13 protein-coding genes are annotated in these 15,532 nt (G+C 61.7%); 4 read left to right on the top strand and 9 right to left on the bottom strand.

Going from position 1 to position 15,532, the window contains the following annotated elements; translation table 11 throughout:
- Positions 1 to 2,658, bottom strand: coding sequence for a DNA mismatch repair protein MutS (gene mutS, locus DQ393_RS21025; RefSeq protein WP_432422016.1), 2,658 nt, complete (start codon positions 2,656 to 2,658; stop codon positions 1 to 3).
- Between the two features lie 197 nt (positions 2,659 to 2,855).
- Here mutS and DQ393_RS21020 point away from each other — a divergent pair, with 197 nt between their 5' ends.
- Positions 2,856 to 5,144, top strand: a complete 2,289-nt coding sequence (locus tag DQ393_RS21020) for an NADP-dependent malic enzyme (RefSeq protein WP_112343650.1) — start codon at positions 2,856 to 2,858, stop codon at positions 5,142 to 5,144.
- 67 nt (positions 5,145 to 5,211) lie between these two features.
- On the top strand, positions 5,212 to 6,621 hold the full coding sequence (locus DQ393_RS21015; RefSeq protein ID WP_112343649.1) for an adenylate/guanylate cyclase domain-containing protein: 1,410 nt from the start codon (positions 5,212 to 5,214) through the stop codon (positions 6,619 to 6,621).
- A 6-nt stretch (positions 6,622 to 6,627) separates the two neighbouring features.
- On the opposite strand, the gene DQ393_RS21010 is transcribed toward DQ393_RS21015, so the two are convergent.
- The 5 genes from DQ393_RS21010 to DQ393_RS20990 form a co-directional block, all read right to left on the bottom strand.
- Positions 6,628 to 7,506, bottom strand: a complete 879-nt coding sequence (locus tag DQ393_RS21010; protein ID WP_112343648.1) for a GNAT family N-acetyltransferase — start codon at positions 7,504 to 7,506, stop codon at positions 6,628 to 6,630.
- A gap of 230 nt (positions 7,507 to 7,736) precedes the next feature.
- Positions 7,737 to 10,025 carry a hybrid sensor histidine kinase/response regulator gene (locus tag DQ393_RS21005; RefSeq protein WP_112343647.1) on the bottom strand — a complete coding sequence of 763 codons (2,289 nt, stop codon included), beginning with the start codon at positions 10,023 to 10,025 and terminating at the stop codon, positions 7,737 to 7,739.
- A 55-nt stretch (positions 10,026 to 10,080) separates the two neighbouring features.
- On the bottom strand, positions 10,081 to 10,599 hold the full coding sequence (gene lspA, locus DQ393_RS21000) for a signal peptidase II (protein WP_112343646.1): 519 nt from the start codon (positions 10,597 to 10,599) through the stop codon (positions 10,081 to 10,083).
- Between the two features lie 9 nt (positions 10,600 to 10,608).
- Positions 10,609 to 11,460, bottom strand: coding sequence for a TrmH family RNA methyltransferase (locus DQ393_RS20995; protein WP_112343645.1), 852 nt, complete (start codon positions 11,458 to 11,460; stop codon positions 10,609 to 10,611).
- Complete coding sequence (locus DQ393_RS20990) at positions 11,457 to 12,602, bottom strand: class I SAM-dependent methyltransferase (RefSeq protein ID WP_432422015.1); 1,146 nt, start codon at positions 12,600 to 12,602, stop codon at positions 11,457 to 11,459. Before DQ393_RS20990 ends, DQ393_RS20995 begins: the two co-directional genes overlap by 4 nt.
- A 115-nt stretch (positions 12,603 to 12,717) precedes the next feature.
- On the opposite strand from DQ393_RS20990, the gene DQ393_RS20985 reads away from it, so the two are divergent.
- Both DQ393_RS20985 and DQ393_RS20980 read left to right on the top strand, forming a co-directional pair.
- Entirely contained in the window at positions 12,718 to 13,170 is a 453-nt protein-coding gene (locus DQ393_RS20985) for an SRPBCC family protein (RefSeq protein ID WP_112343643.1), read from the top strand.
- Positions 13,171 to 13,206: 36 nt separating this feature from the next.
- Positions 13,207 to 13,665, top strand: coding sequence for a GNAT family N-acetyltransferase (locus tag DQ393_RS20980; protein ID WP_112343642.1), 459 nt, complete (start codon positions 13,207 to 13,209; stop codon positions 13,663 to 13,665).
- Here DQ393_RS20980 and DQ393_RS20975 read toward each other — a convergent pair.
- The 3 genes from DQ393_RS20975 to sppA form a co-directional block, all read right to left on the bottom strand.
- Positions 13,657 to 13,989 (bottom strand): lipopolysaccharide assembly protein LapA domain-containing protein, encoded by a 333-nt coding sequence (locus DQ393_RS20975; RefSeq protein WP_112343641.1) that lies wholly within the window; start codon positions 13,987 to 13,989, stop codon positions 13,657 to 13,659. The two genes, DQ393_RS20980 and DQ393_RS20975, sit on opposite strands and share 9 nt — an antisense overlap.
- A gap of 166 nt (positions 13,990 to 14,155) precedes the next feature.
- On the bottom strand, positions 14,156 to 14,461 hold the full coding sequence (locus DQ393_RS20970; protein WP_004120746.1) for an integration host factor subunit beta: 306 nt from the start codon (positions 14,459 to 14,461) through the stop codon (positions 14,156 to 14,158).
- Between the two features lie 26 nt (positions 14,462 to 14,487).
- Positions 14,488 to 15,444: a signal peptide peptidase SppA gene (sppA, locus tag DQ393_RS20965; RefSeq protein WP_112343640.1), complete on the bottom strand. Its 957-nt coding sequence runs from the start codon at positions 15,442 to 15,444 to the stop codon at positions 14,488 to 14,490.
- Between the last annotated feature and the right edge of the window lie 88 nt (positions 15,445 to 15,532).

The raw sequence follows: 15,532 nt of genomic DNA, 5'->3' as shown, positions 1-15,532 counted from the left end.
TCAGCTGCTTTTGGTCAGCATTTTCTTCAGTTCATAAAGCACATCCAGAGCGGCGCGCGGCGTCAGGTCGTCCAGATCCAGCGTTTTCAGCCGTTCCTCGACCTTGGAGGGCTCGCGCCGGCCAACAGCCTCCTCCCGACGGACTGCCACCTGGAAGAGAGGCAGATCATCGATGAGCTGGCTTGCCGGATTCTTGCGGTCGGCATCTTCAAGCCGCGTCAGGACATCGCGGGCACGCGCCACCACGGACGCCGGGAGGCCGGCAAGACGCGCGACCTGAATGCCATAGGAGCGATCGGCAGCTCCCGGTCCGACCTCATGCAGGAAGATGACGTCGCCATCCCATTCCTTGACGCGCATGGTGGCATTGGAAAGCCGGCCGAGCTTCTCGGATAGCACGGTCAGCTCATGGAAATGGGTGGCGAAGAGGCCGCGGCATCGGTTGGCTTCATGCAGATGCTCGACTGCGGCCCAGGCGATCGAGAGACCGTCGAAGGTCGCGGTGCCGCGACCGATCTCGTCGAGGATGACGAGGGAGCGTTCCGTCGCCTGGTTAAGGATCGCAGCCGTCTCGACCATTTCGACCATGAAGGTCGAACGGCCTCGGGCCAGATCGTCGGAAGCGCCGACGCGCGAGAACAGCCGGTCGACGATGCCGATGTGAGCGGAAGCGGCCGGCACGAAAGCACCCATCTGCGCGAGAATGGCGATCAGCGCGTTCTGGCGCAGGAAGGTCGACTTACCGCCCATGTTCGGGCCGGTCAGCAGCCAGATGGCGCCATCCTTGCCATCGGATTTCGGCGAGAGATCGCAATTGTTGGCGACGAATGGACCGCCGGCCTGACGCCGCAATGCCTGCTCGACGACCGGATGACGGCCGCCCTCAATGGCGAACATGCGGCTGCCATCGACGACAGGGCGGCAATAGGCCTGCTCCTCGGCAAGCAGCGCAAGGCCGGCCGCCACATCGATGATCGAGAGCGCGCGGGCGCCGGCCTTGATCGCCTCGGCAGCGGCCACCACGGCTGCGACCATGCGGTCGAAGGCCTCGAGCTCGATCGCCAGCGCCTTGTCGGCGGCGTTGGCGATGCGGCTTTCGAGGTCGGCAAGCTCGGTCGTCGTAAAGCGCATGGCGTTCGCCATGGTCTGACGATGGATGAAGCGAGCCTTGGCTTCGCTCGTATCCGTCATCGGACCGGCATTGCCGGCGGTGACCTCGATAAAATAGCCGAGCACATTATTGTGCTTGATCTTCAGCGACTTGATGCCGGTCTCCTCGGCATATTGCAGCTGCAGGCCGGCGATGACGCGGCGCGACTGGTCGCGCAATGCCCGCACTTCGTCCAGCTCGGCATTCGCCCCCTCCCTCAGGAAGCCGCCGTCCCGCTTCAGCAGAGGCAGTTCTTCGGCAAGCATGGCAGCGAGCATCGCTTCAAGATCGGCTGGCAAAGCTTTAAGCCCGGCCAATGCAGCGGCAAGCTCCTCCGGCAGCAAGGCGCCACCGAGAAGACGGGCGAGATCGGCCGCCGCCGCAAGCCCCTGACGAATCGCCCAGAGATCGCGCGGGCCGCCGCGATCGAGCGCAAGGCGCGATAGCGCGCGCGGCATGTCGGGCACATGCTTCAACGCCGAACGCAGATCGCTGCAGAGCGACGGCTCCTCGGTCAGGAAGCCGATCGAATCCAGGCGTTCATTGATGCGGGCGGGGTCGGTGAGCGGCGACATCAGCCGTTCGGCGAGAAGGCGGGCACCACCGCCGGTCACGGTGCGGTCGATCGCCTTCAACAACGAGCCGTTGCGGTCGCCGGAAAGCGTGCGAACCAGTTCGAGATTGGCGCGGGTGGCGGGATCGATGAAGAGCGTCGAAGCGCCGCTTTCACGCTCGGGCAGCCCCAGCGGCGGCCGCTCGGCAAGCTGGGTCTTTTCGACATAGGCGATGGCAGCGGCAGCGGCGGCAAGCTCTGCCCGGCTGAACGTGCCGAAACCATCGAGCGTCGACACGCCGAAGTAACGCGTGATCCGTCCCTCGGCGCTGGCGCTGTCGAAGAGCACCGCCGGCTGCGGTACAGCGGTCCGCCCGAGGATATCGAAAACCGGCTTCAGCTCGGGATCATGGAACATCGTATCCGGCAGGATCAGTTCTCTGGGATCGATGCGCAGGATGTCGGCCAGCAGCCTTGAGGCTTCCGTCTCGGCGAGGCGGAAGACGCCTGTCGAAATATCGATCCAGGCAAGCGCCAGCTGCGGCTCGGCGCCGCCGCGGATGCGGGTGAGCGCCATCAGATAGTTGGATTCCGAAGGCGAAAGCAGCTTTTCCTCGGTAATCGTGCCCGGCGTCACCAGACGCACGACATCGCGTCGCACCACCGATTTGCCGCCGCGCTTCTTAGCCTCCGCCGGATCTTCCACCTGCTCGCAGACGGCGACACGGAAGCCAAGCGCGATCAGCTTCTGCAGATAATCGTCGGCGGCGTGAACCGGCACGCCGCACATCGGGATATCCTGCCCCATATGCTGGCCGCGCTTCGTCAGCGTGATGCCGAGCGCGCGCGACGCATCGACGGCATCTTCGAAGAACAGTTCGTAGAAGTCGCCCATGCGGTAGAACAGCAGCGAACCGGGATTGTTCGCTTTGATCTCGATATATTGCTCCATCATCGGAGTGGCCGAGGCGCGGCTTTCCTCCGAGGCAAGCTCGGCGGCCGAGAAAGCATCGATGTTGGCGTTAATACGTTCGTTCACGGAGGTGCAGTTTTTCCAAAAAAATGAGGTGCCACCCTATCCGCGCGCCGCTATAGAAGACAACAGCTATCGGACAAGAGGGACCGGTCGCCCACAGGAGGTTTGGAGGAACAATGGCTGACAGCAAGAGCAAGTCGCGTCCGGGAACGGGGATCACCGATCAGGAAGCACTGGACTTCCACAAGAACGGCCGCCCCGGCAAGCTTGAGATCAACCCGACCAAGCCGATGGCGACCCAGCGCGATCTTTCCCTTGCCTATTCGCCCGGTGTCGCCGTTCCCGTAAAGGCGATCGCCGCCGATCCGGCGACGGCCTACGACTATACCTCGCGTGGCAACATGGTCGCCGTCATCTCGAACGGCACGGCCATTCTGGGGCTCGGCAATCTCGGAGCTCTGGCCTCCAAACCGGTCATGGAAGGCAAGTCGGTGCTCTTCAAGCGTTTCGCCGACGTCGATTCGATCGACCTCGAGATCGACACCGAGAACGTCGATGAATTCATCAATTGCGTGCGCTACCTCGGCCCCTCCTTCGGTGGCATCAATCTGGAAGATATCAAGGCACCCGACTGCTTCATCATCGAGCAGCGCCTGCGTGAGCTCATGGATATCCCCGTGTTCCATGACGACCAGCACGGTACCGCGATCATCGCCGCCGCCGGGCTCATCAACGCGCTCGAACTGACCGGCCGCGATCTCAAGACCACCAAGCTCGTCTGCAACGGCGCGGGCGCTGCCGCCATCGCCTGCATCGAGCTGATCAAGGCCATGGGCTTCAACCCGGAGAACATCGTCCTCTGCGACACCAAGGGCGTGATCTACCAGGGCCGCAGCGAAGGCATGAACCAGTGGAAGTCGGCGCATGCCGTCAAGACCGACAAGCGCACGCTGGCGGAAGCGATGAAGGGTGCCGACGTGGTGTTCGGGCTATCGCAGAAGGATGCCTTCTCGGAAGAGATGATCCGCTCCCTGGCCGACCGGCCGATCATCTTCGCCATGGCCAATCCCGATCCGGAAATCACGCCGGAAGAAGTCGCCCGCATCCGCGACGACGCCATCATGGCGACGGGGCGCTCGGACTATCCGAACCAGGTCAATAATGTCCTCGGTTTCCCCTATATCTTCCGGGGCGCGCTCGATGTGCGCGCGACCACCATCAATGACGAGATGAAGATCGCCGCCGTCAACGCGCTGGCGAGCCTGGCGCGCGAAGACGTGCCGGACGATGTGGTCGCCGCCTATCAGGGCGCAAGGCCGCGCTTCGGCGCGCAATACATCATCCCGGTGCCGTTCGACCCGCGCCTGATCTCGGCAATACCGGTGGCTGTCGCGAAAGCCGCGATCGAAAGCGGCGTCGCGCGCCGCGAAATATCGGATATGGCCGCCTATGCGCGCGAACTCTCGGCCCGGCGCGATCCGATCGCCTCGACGCTGGCCCAGCTCTACGAGCGCGTGCGCCGGCATCAGAAGCGCATTGTCTTCGCCGAGGCGGAAGAAGAACAGGTCATGCGCGCCGCCCTCTCCTATGCCAACCAGGGACTCGGCACGGCGATCCTGCTCGGCCGCGAGGATCTGATCGAGGCCACCGCCGAACGCGCCGGCATCGATCTCAATCGCCCCGGCCTCGAAATCGTCAATGCGCGCATCTCGAAGCGGGGCGACGCCTATATCGATTATCTCTATGCCCGGCTGCAGCGCCAGGGCTACCTGCATCGTGACGTCATCCGCCTGATCCACAACGACCGCAATCACTTCGCCGCCTGCATGGTGGCGCTGGGAGACGCCGACGGCATGGTGACGGGCGTGACGCGCAACTATTCGACGGCGCTTGGAGACGTGCGCCGCTGCATCGACGCCAAGCCGGGACATCGGGTCATCGGCATATCGATCGTGCTTGCCCGCGGCCGAACCGTCTTCGTTGCCGATACCGCCGTGCACGACATGCCGACCTCCGAAGAATTGGCCGATATCGCTGAAGAAGCCGCCGGTTTCGCACGGCGCATGGGCTATGAGCCCCGCGTCGCCATGCTCGCTTATTCCACCTTCGGCCATCCGCCGGGCGAACGTTCCGAGCGGGTGCGTGAAGCGGTTGATATTCTCGACAAGCGATACGTCAATTTTGAATTCGACGGCGAAATGGCGGCGGATGTGGCGCTGGACCGGAAGCTCATGGAAAGCCTCTATCCCTTCTCGCGGCTTTCCGGACCGGCAAACGTGCTTGTCATGCCTGCTTTCCACTCTGCAGCGATCTCCACCAAGATGCTGCAGGAGCTCGGCGGCTCCACGGTGATCGGACCGCTGCTCGTCGGCCTCGACAAGCCGGTGCAGATCACATCGATGGGCGCCAAGGATTCCGATATCGTCAATATGGCCGCCATCGCGGCCTATGGTGCCGGCGCCTGACCCTTGCATTCCTAGGGCAGCCGAACAAAGATGATGGCTGCCCTGGGAATTAGGTGTAGAATGGGGGATGACTGACGCTCAGCCCCTGTTCGAAGTGCTGCGCCATTCAGCGCGGCCTGACATCGTCGACGCAATCGAGCGGATGGTGCTCGAGGCGCCCGACCGCAAGCTCAATCGCATGAATGCGCTCGCCTTCGCGGGCGACCATGGCTTCGACGACGAACACACCATCAGTGCCTTTCTCCACGCCGCGCGCCTTGGCCTGTTCGAGATGTCCTGGAACGTGCTTTGCCCGGGATGCGGCGGGGTGCTGGATGCCAATACATCGCTGAAGTCGGTCCAGAGCGAAACCTATAGCTGTACCCTATGTGCAGCCGGCTACGAACCGACGCTCGACGAGATGGTCGAGGTCACCTTCACCGTCAGTCCGCGGCTGCGCCACATCGACGCCCACAATCCCCATGATTTGCCGCCTCATGAATATTTCCGCCAGGTCTACTGGAGTTCGGGCGTCGATCTTCCCGATGACGGCTATGAGGAAAAGGTCGATGAATTCCTATTGGAAGCCTTGGAGCTGCCAGCGGGCGAAAAGGCTGTCCTGTCGCTGCAACTGCCGGCCGAATTCGTCATTGTTTTCGAGCCGGTTACCCATAGCGCGCAGTTCATCGACGTAAAGGGCGAACCATCCAAGGAGCGGCAGAGCATATCGCTCGTCTTCGATCGCATGCATCGGCACCACGACACGATCGAGCTTAGACCGGGCCCGCTTCGCATCGTCATAGAAAACCATACGGAAGTGCGCACCCTGCCGTCCGTGTGCATCGCCAATGATGCACTTCATACCCTGCTCGGCCAACGCCGGCCGTTCCTGACCGCCAAGCGGCTGCTCTCCAATCAGACCTTCCGCGACATATACCGGACCGATACGATCGACATCAACCAGCGGCTGAAAATCGCGAGCCTCACCTTTCTCTTCACCGATCTTCGTGGTTCGACGGAACTCTATGAGCGGGTCGGCGATCTTGCGGCCTTCGATCTGGTCAAAACACACTTCAGCATCCTGCATGAAATCGTAGGTGCGGAAGCCGGCGCGGTCGTCAAGACCATCGGCGACGCGGTCATGGCCACTTTCCCGACGCCGGACCGGGCGCTCGCCGCGGCAATGCGGATGCGCGAGGCCATGTCCAGCCTCAACGAGGAACGCGGCAACGACGATCTTCTTCTGAAGATCGGCATCCACGAGGGACCATGCATCGCGGTCAGCCTGAACGAGCGGCAGGATTATTTCGGACAAACGGTCAATATCGCCTCACGCGTGCAGCATCTGGCGACATCGAGCGAGATATTTGCCACGGGTGCGGTGCTGGAGAATGCCCGCGCCGCCGAACTGCTGACGACACGCGGCTTGAAACCGCAATCGCATCATGTCGCGCTTCGCGGCATCACGGATGCGATCGATATTTTTGTGATCCCTTGAGATCCGTCAGCTTGCGAAGCGACCGGCATCCGCGCCGTAGTAATTGACGTAGCGGTCCGAGATGCTGGCGATCGGCAGGACGATCAGCACGTCGGTCGTGTTGAAGGCATGATCGACAACGGCGGTCGATCCGACCATAGCACCAAGGCGCAGATAACCCTTGATCAGCGGCGGCATCGCCATGAGCGCCTTTTTCGGATTGACGGCTTCAACCGGCATCAGGTCCATGTTGCGAGCAAGGGACGGCAAGGCACCGACTGTCCATTCGTCCTTGGCGACAACATTGTGATAGAGGAAGGACAGGGCCAGCGCATGCTGCTCCGGCAGGATGCCCGGGAAAGAGGCGCAGCCGATCATCGCGCCCATACCGTGCTTCAGGGCATAGGCCCAATTGCCTTGCCACAGCAATTCCACCGTGCGCTTGTTGCGGTATGCCGGCAACACACAGGAACGGCCAAGCTCCATGAAGCGCTTGTCCGGATGGCGGGCCAGCAGCGTGTTGATGTCGAATTCCGAAGAGGAATAGAAGCCGCCATTGGCCATGGCCACTTCCTGACGCAACAGACGATAGGTGCCGACGATCTGGTCTTCCGGATCGCCTTCGATCGAATGGTCCAAAACCAGAAGATGGTCGCAAATGGCGTCCCAATTGTCGATGTCACGCTGGCGACGCATGGCCTCAGCCGGCAGTTGCGCGTTCATCTCCTCGACGAAAACGCGGTAGCGGACGGCCTGAGCGGCATCGATTTCGCGCGCCGTGCGGGCAAGGCGCGTTTCTAGATTTCCGATGCGTCCGAGCACATCGCTGGCAACTGGTGCAACCGTTGCCTTTGAAGACTGAACCATTTCGCCCTGAGCTTCGCGATTCAAGATTTCGATGGACATGGCGATTCTCCCCTACGGGCCGATATAGCGCCATAAACCAAATTCGTGCGACAGGAAAGTGACACGCAGCTTTGCTAAAAGCAAGAAGTGTGCCCATTTCAATTTTCGAATGAACGCACCGTCCCCAACTTAGCAGCGGCAGTTGCCATAGGTTGAGCCCTATTGCCGGCCGCTATCGAGCATTGATGAGCCGGCTTCCGTAACCTTCATCCGAAGATGGGTGCTCATGTCTAGGCGCGTTCGAAAACCGACCTCGACAGGCCCTGCAGCGTTGCCGTCAGCTTTTCGGGATCGACCGGCTTGACGATGACGGCATCGGCCCCGGCCAGCAAAGCCTGACGGCGGACCGAGTCGCGGCTGTCTGCGGTCAATACGACGATCGGAAGTGGAGGCAAACCGTGCCGACGCTCGTAGGCTCGCAATTGCGCAAGCACGGCGGCACCCGAGCCTCCGGGCATGTTGAGATCGGTTACCAGCACCTCGGGCCGCGCTTCGGCGTTTTCGACGCGAACGCGAAGACCGTCGAAATCCTCGACGAGGCGAACCCTGTGGCCGGCCTTGGAGAGCATGGCCCTGACCAGCATGGCATTGACCGGATCATCTTCGCCAAGCAGGATATCGAGCGTGCGGTCCTCCGCCTCCGGCGTCGTGATGCCGATCTCGGAGACCGCTTCGATGAAGGCATCGCGCTTTTCCATGCCTCGCATGCGACCCCTCAGCACATCGATGAGCGATTGTTCGCGCAGCGGCCGGATGAGCCAGGCGTCGAAGAGATCGAGCGGATGGGTGTTGCGCTCCTCCGGATTGACCAGGAAGATCTTGCGCAGGCCGGGCACGGCAAGCGCGGTTCCCTCGCTGAAATACCAGGGCGCCATGCGGTGGTCGACGATGAGATCCGTCCACGCTCCCTCCTCGCCCATTGGGAACGAGCGCAGCAGGTCGTCCATATCGCCGGCGTAGATCAGCCGGCAATGGCCGCCAAGGGTACGGATGGTTTGCGTGATTGCCTCGCTTGCGGCCCCTTCCGGCGCCAGCAGCAGGACACGCGATCCCTTGAGCATGATGTCGCGCCACTCATGTTCGTTCTCCCCGGCATCCAGGCCGACCGGAAAGGAAATGATGAACTCGCTGCCCTTGCCGCGTTCGCTGGCGACGCTGAGCCTGCCGCCGAATTCGCGCAGGATGCGGGCGGAAATGGCCAGACCCAGGCCGGTGCCGGCGCTTTTTTCCACGATCGTGCCGGCCTGTTCGAACTCGCCGAAGACACGCGCCTGTTCTTCCTCGGTCATGCCGGGGCCGCTATCCCGCACCGATATCGTCAAATCCTGTTCCCGGATATCGACACGGACAAGCACGCCGCCGGTCTGGGTGAACTTCACGGCGTTGCCGATGACATTGAACAGGATCTGGCGCAGACGGGCCGGATCGAATTCCATGCTCTCAGGGACCTTGGCCGCAACGCTCGCAGCGATTTCGATGCCCTTTTCATGAGCGCGATGGGCAAGCATCTCGATGACGCCTTCCAGCAGAGGCCGCAACGCCTCCTTGCGCGGATGCAATTGAAAGCGACCGACCTCGATCGTGGAGAAATCCAGCAGGTCTTCGACCAGCTGCACCAGCGCATGACCCGACTGGCGAATGCCCGTCAGGTAATTTGCCTGCTCCAAGGTCAACGGCGTCTGGGCAAGCAGATGGTTCATGCCGAGAATGCCCGACAGCGGCGTACGGATCTCGTGGCTGACGGTGGCGAGCAGCCGCGATTTGGCCGCGCTGTTATATTCGGCCTTCAGCCGCGCATCCTCGCGCAGGCGAGCCGCCTGCCGCTCTTCCGTCACATCGCGCGCAATGCTCTGAATGCACAATTGCCCCGTCGCCGGATCGCGGAACATGACATCGTGCCAGGCAAAGACGCGCCGCCCTTCGGGCGTGGCAATTTCGGCATCCTGATGTTTTGCATCGGTGACGGCACGGAATAAGAGACCGGCTTCTTCCAGAGTCAGGCCTTCCGGATGCGGCTTGCCGCTCAGTTTGCGGAAAGTGGCGTTGGCATGCAGAATCCGGCGATCGATGCTGCGCGTGACCGCGATGTCGCCGAGCGCATCATGAACGGTAGCAAGCAGGCCAGTGCTTTCCCTGTGTTCCCAAAGACGGTCGTGCTCGCTTTCGCTGAAATCGGCTGGGATCACTGCAGGTTTGCGCGATGCGTTGCGGGCATTGAGGATGCCGACAGCGGCAAGCACGATTGCAACAAGACCGAGAACGCCTGCAAGCGTCAGCGGACCTCCGGCAAAGCCGATCGCAAGAAGGGCCGCGCCTGCCAGAAGGCCGCCGCCATTCAGCCAATGGCCTTCCAGCCACCACGCCTTTGCCGGCGAGGCCGGCTGGCGGAGTGCATCCTGCGATGATGGGATCGGCTTCGCAGGCGGCGGCTCGGTTTCGGCCGCTCCTTCGATCGGTCCCGTGTGGCCGCGGATTTGGGCTGCGGCAAGCTTTTGCTGCAGATTTGCCAGAGTGCTCATGCAACCTGGCTAACACATGCACTCTTCCCGATGCCTTCAGGGATTCGCTAGAATTTTAAGCTTTCGCCTTTTTCGGCATCAGAAGTTCGTCGAGAATGACGCAGCCTGCCCCGACGGTGATGAAACTATCAGCGAGATTGAACACCGCAAAAGACCAGGTCTGGGTGTGGAAGAGGATATAGTCGATCACATGGCCATACAGAAAGCGGTCGATCAGGTTGCCGAGCGCCCCGGCGATGATCAGGGCAAAGCCCACATGGGCAAGCCAGCGATTGTCGGGCGTGCGCCACCAGAGCCACAGCACGAAAGCGACGATGACGAGCCGCATGCCGACGATGAACCAGCCGTCCATGCCTGACAGCATGGAGAACGCGACGCCGAGATTGTAGGTGCGATAGAGCGCCAGCATCGGAATGACCGGCACCATCTCCTGCAGCGGCAGCCAGTGATCGACCATGACCTTGACGGCCTGATCGAGAATGACCGCAACCACGATGAAGATCAGGATCGGCAGGGGCCGGGAAAACAGAGCCGGCTTTGCTGGCAACTGCTCGTTGGTCTCGCTTTCGGTCATCGGGTCTCGCTAGTTAAGTGACAGAATATGGCGGCGGGCCTCGAACAGCATGACCGCAGTTGCAATCGCCAGATTGAGGCTGTCGGCACGGCCGGCCTGCGGAATGCGGGCGAGTGCATCAGCCTCTTTCGCCAGGACATCCGGCAGGCCGGACTGCTCGTTGCCCATCAGGATGACGACGGGCTTCCTCTTGTAATCGATGGTGCGGTAATCGACGGCGCCGGCCAGGTGGGTGGCGACAACGGAAACCTCAGCCTTCTTCTTCCAGGCCAGGAACTCCTCCGGTGTCGCCTTGACGACGGGAACGGCAAAGACCGAGCCCATGGTGGCGCGTACGGTTTCCAGCGAAAACGGATCGGTGGTCTCGCCGACGAGGATAACGCCGGAGGCACCGGCCGCATCGGTGGTGCGGATGATCGTGCCGAGATTGCCGGGATCGCGCACGCGGTCGAGCGCGACCCAGGTTTCGCCTGTCTTCGGCTTGACGTCGCGAAGCTGTCGCCAGCGCTGCTCAAAGACGCCGACCACCATCTGCGGATTGTCGCGGCGGGTGATGGAGCCGATGACCTTTTCGCTGACCTCGAGCACCAGCCCGCCGGCCGCGACCGTCTTGGCGGCAGCCTGCTCGACGAGAGGCTTGCCCTTGGCGGCCTTGGCGTAGACCAGCGTGCGGATCGTCCAGCCGAGCTCGAGCGCGTCGATGACGAGCTTCAGGCCCTCGGCCAGGAAGGCGCCGCTTTCCTCGCGGGACTTCTTGACCGTCAGCGCCTTGATATCCTTGACGATCGGATTGGCAAGCGAGGTGACCTCCTTGACCTGTCCGACCTTGCGCGGGCCGTCACTACGGAAATCCTGGTTCATTTCGGCACCCAGCGGCTAAAGAGAGAGGTGGAAAGCGCCCTGCCCGGCGTATGGCCATCGAGACCGGCCTCGCGGATGACGAGTTCGCCGGATTCGACGGCACCGCCGGCGCCGCGCATCGTCTCGCGCATCAACTCATGGATCGAATAGAAGCTGGCGCGGATGGAATAGGCCGTCAGCACGAGGCCGAGTGCCTTCGGCGACAGAATCTCGCGGCAGATATCGAGCATCAGCGGCAGGTGCTCGAACAGATGCCAGACCTCGCCGTTCGGGCCGCGGCCGAACTTGGGTGGGTCGGTCAGGATGATGTCATATTTGTTGCCGCGCCGCTCCTCACGCAGGATGAACTTCATCGCATCCTCGCAGATCCAGCGGATCGGCAGCTTTTCCATGCGGCCCAAAGCCTGGTTTTCGCGCGCCCAGCCGATCGCCTTCTTGGAGGCATCGACATGAGTTACTTCCGCGCCGGCTGCGGCCGCCACCAGCGACGCCACGCCGGTGTAGCCAAAGAGGTTCAGAACCTTCAGCGGCCGTTTCGCCGCCTCGACCTGCTCCTTCATCCATGCCCAGTGCACGATCTGCTCCGGGAAGACGCCGACATGGCGAAAGGCGGTGAAGCGGCCAAGGAAATCGACGCCGAGCAATTGCAGCGGCCATGTCTCGCCGAGCGCCTCGCGTGGAAAACGCCAGCGGCCCATGCCGTCTTCATCCGTATCGCCGGTAAAGACGGCATCGGCATTGTCCCAAACATGGGAGGCAAGCGACGGCGGCCACAGTGCCTGCGCTTCCGGCCGGACGATGCGATAGGGACCGTATTGCTCGAGCTTCTGTCCATTGCCGCTGTCGATCAGGTGAAAATCGCCGGCACCCAGCGATTCCAGGATGACGGGCACGCGTTCGGCCGGCCGTTCGCCGCTTCGCGTCAGCAGCGGGCGCTCGGGCGCCGCAGGAGCGGACGCCGCATCACGCGGCTCGGTCGCCCGCTCGCCATGATTGCGCGAAGGTTTGGCATCGTACGAAGGCTTGGCTGGCCTTGAAGCATGCGCGGCCTTTGCCGGCGGCTTGCCGGGCATATCGCGCCGGGGTTTTGCCCCAAGACCGCCGGCGGCCTTTTGGCCGGGGCGGTTTTCCCTGTGTTTCACCATGCTTGTCTCAAAATTGATATGTGCGTGCAAATAGCATCTGGCCGCCACTTGGCAAAGCGCTTTCCGATCTGCGATGATCCATGCACAAAATGTCACATTGGGAGGATTGCGCATGGACATGACCGGCGAGGAGCGGATTGCGGCACCCAGGGACGCGGTGTGGGCGGCGCTGAACGATCCGGAGATCCTCAAGCAATGCATTCCGGGCTGTCAAAGCCTGGAGAGGATTTCCCCGACGGAACTGACCGCGACCGTGAAGCTGAAGATCGGCCCGGTTTCCGCCTCCTTCAATGGCGAGGTCACGCTTTCCAACATCAACGCGCCGGAGAGCTACACGATATCAGGTGAGGGAAAGGGCGGCATTGCCGGCTTTGCCAAGGGCGGCGCGGACGTCATCCTGAAGGAAGACGGCAACGAAACCATCCTGCAATATGAGGCGAAGGCGCAGGTCGGCGGCAAGATTGCGCAGCTTGGCTCCCGCCTGGTCGATTCCAGCGCGAAGAAGCTGGCGCAGCAGTTTTTCGCCGATTTCACCGCTGCCATCAACGGCCAGGCCGACGCCTGATTGCCGCAAGCACATCTGGCGCCCATATAGTCGATCATGACATCGAAATTCGAGACCTGGGCCGTCCGGCCTGCACGCGAACAAGACATGGGGGAGCTTGCGGAGATCTACCTCCGCGTCCGCCGCGAGACATTCAGATGGGTCGATCCCGACCGCTTCAGCCTTGAGGACTTCGCCGTTCATACGAATGGCGAACGGCTGTTCGTCTGCGAAAACGAGAATGGTCTGGTTGCGGGCTTTGCCGCCGTGTGGGAGCCGGATGACTTCATCCATATGCTCTACATCCTGCCGGCCTTCCAGGGGCGCGGCGCCGGAAAGGCCCTGCTCGCCGCCCTGCCGGACTGGCCCATGCGCCGCTACCGGCTGAAGTGCCTGGTCAAGAATACGCACGCCATGACCTTCTATCGAAAACTCGGCTTCGAGATTATCGGCGACGGCGCCTCGCCCGAGGGTGACTACAAGGAGATGCGGCTTAACGGCAGCCCGTCATTTTGACGGAAGCTGGCCGGCGATCTCTTCGGCACGCGTGCGGTGCTTGTCGGCCTCGGCCTGCCAGCGGACCGCCTCTCGAGACTGGTTGCGAGCGCGTTTGCGGTATTTTCCCTGATTGAACCAGGTCACCGCGGCGCCGACGATCATGCCGAGGATCAGAGCGACAAACAGCAGGGCGAACAGAGGCGCATTCAGCGACAGAACCTGATCGTCCGGCCGGAACGGATTGAGCGCCAGCGTCACGGACTGCCGGTTGGCAACGCAGAATATGATGAGGATGATGCCGAGCGGCAGCAATATCAGCAGATTGACGATCTTCTTGGCCATTGCGCAGCTCCTTTATCCGCAGCCATGGATGCCCGCATCCAAGCCGCCTTCAGCCGCAGAATAGAAAAGAGGCGGCTGAATTCAAGTGCCACCGCGTCGCGGCACAATCATGTCCGACGCTATCTCGCCGGAGCATTTTCGGGAAAGTTCGGCGCGATGGGGCCGATCAGTTGTCGTCTTCCTCGTCGCCTGCGCCCGGATTCAGGCGCTCGCGCAATTCCTTGCCCGTTTTGAAGAAGGGAACCCATTTTTCCTCGACGAAGACCGTATCGCCGGTGCGCGGGTTGCGACCGGAGCGCGAAGGCCGGTTCTTGACGGAAAAAGCGCCAAAGCCGCGAAGCTCAACCCGGTTTCCCGCAGCGAGTGCATCGGTGATTTCATCCAAGACGGCATTGACGATATTTTCGACGTCGCGGTGATAGAGATGCGGGTTGCGGGCGGCAACAATCTGCACCAGTTCCGACTTGATCACAGCTATCCCCTTAAATCATTGATTTATCAATTGGCTGCACCCTGCCAAACAGAAAGCAGGCCGTCAAGAAACAACTTATCGGTCATGATTTTCTGGAGAGCTTCTCCTTTTACAAAATCATCATAACCAAGACGATTTAGCAACCAGGAAGCGGCGCCCGGCCAGAAGAAGGACGAGGTTTTGTCTTCCGGCTTCCAGTCGACGATCGGCAGGTCCTTCTTGACCTTGCGCGTTTCGAGATAGGCAAGGATTTCGTCTTCGCCGCCGAGCTTATCGATCAGCTTGTTCTGCAGCGCCTGCCGGCCGGTAAAGATGCTGCCGTCGGCAAGCTTCAACACGTCTTCGCGCGGCAGCTTGCGGCGATCCGCCACCAGATCCACGAACCAGCCGTAGCTGTCCATGACCATGTTGCGGATCATGCTCCTGGCTTCCTCGCTTGCCGGATGGAAGGGCGAAGGTTCGGCCTTCAGCGGTGCCGACTTGATCTCGTCGAGGGAAACGCCGAGCTTGTCGAGCAGATCCTTGAGCTGCGGATACTGGAAGATGACGCCGATAGACCCGGTGATCGAGGTATCGCCGGCAACGATATCGTCGCCGGCCGTCGCGATCATATAGCCGGCCGAGGCGGCAACGGTGCGAATATCCGATACGACAGGCTTCTTGGCGGCGACGGCGCGGATCGCCTTGAAGATGCGCTCGCCGCCATAGGTGGTCCCGCCGGTCGACGAGATCGAAACGATCAGCGCCTTGACCTGATCATTGTCGCGGATCTTCTTCAGCCGTTCGAGGAGCTCCTGATCGTCCTGGATGAGCCCGGAAATCTTGACGCGGGCAATTTGCGGGCCGCGGGTGTCGGGAAGGTCTCCGGCGACGAAGCGATAAAGCGCGAAGCCGAGCCCCACAAGGAGCAAAACGGCAACAACCCGCCAAAAACCAAGCTTGCGACGCAATTGTCGCCGATCTGCGATTGCAGAACTGTCCATCACGCCTTATTTCTCCCTGCAACAAATCGAATGCGTTACGAAACCCGGATAATGACACCTTGAAACGGGCACAATCCTTAGAGAAAAG

Origin of the sequence: Martinezella tropici, assembly GCF_003287875.1 — a bacterium.
Lineage (GTDB): Bacteria > Pseudomonadota > Alphaproteobacteria > Rhizobiales > Rhizobiaceae > Rhizobium > Rhizobium tropici_C.
This window is presented reverse-complemented; position numbering and strand designations above follow the sequence as displayed.

Coding starts and splice junctions, on each gene's coding strand:
- mutS (WP_432422016.1), bottom strand. CDS start 2,658: ATGATGGAGCAATATATCGAGATCAAAGCGAACAATCCCGGTTCGCTG.
- DQ393_RS21020 (WP_112343650.1), top strand. CDS start 2,856: ATGGCTGACAGCAAGAGCAAGTCGCGTCCGGGAACGGGGATCACCGAT.
- DQ393_RS21015 (WP_112343649.1), top strand. CDS start 5,212: ATGACTGACGCTCAGCCCCTGTTCGAAGTGCTGCGCCATTCAGCGCGG.
- DQ393_RS21010 (WP_112343648.1), bottom strand. CDS start 7,506: ATGTCCATCGAAATCTTGAATCGCGAAGCTCAGGGCGAAATGGTTCAG.
- DQ393_RS21005 (WP_112343647.1), bottom strand. CDS start 10,025: ATGAGCACTCTGGCAAATCTGCAGCAAAAGCTTGCCGCAGCCCAAATC.
- lspA (WP_112343646.1), bottom strand. CDS start 10,599: ATGACCGAAAGCGAGACCAACGAGCAGTTGCCAGCAAAGCCGGCTCTG.
- DQ393_RS20995 (WP_112343645.1), bottom strand. CDS start 11,460: ATGAACCAGGATTTCCGTAGTGACGGCCCGCGCAAGGTCGGACAGGTC.
- DQ393_RS20985 (WP_112343643.1), top strand. CDS start 12,718: ATGGACATGACCGGCGAGGAGCGGATTGCGGCACCCAGGGACGCGGTG.
- DQ393_RS20980 (WP_112343642.1), top strand. CDS start 13,207: ATGACATCGAAATTCGAGACCTGGGCCGTCCGGCCTGCACGCGAACAA.
- DQ393_RS20975 (WP_112343641.1), bottom strand. CDS start 13,989: ATGGCCAAGAAGATCGTCAATCTGCTGATATTGCTGCCGCTCGGCATC.
- sppA (WP_112343640.1), bottom strand. CDS start 15,444: ATGGACAGTTCTGCAATCGCAGATCGGCGACAATTGCGTCGCAAGCTT.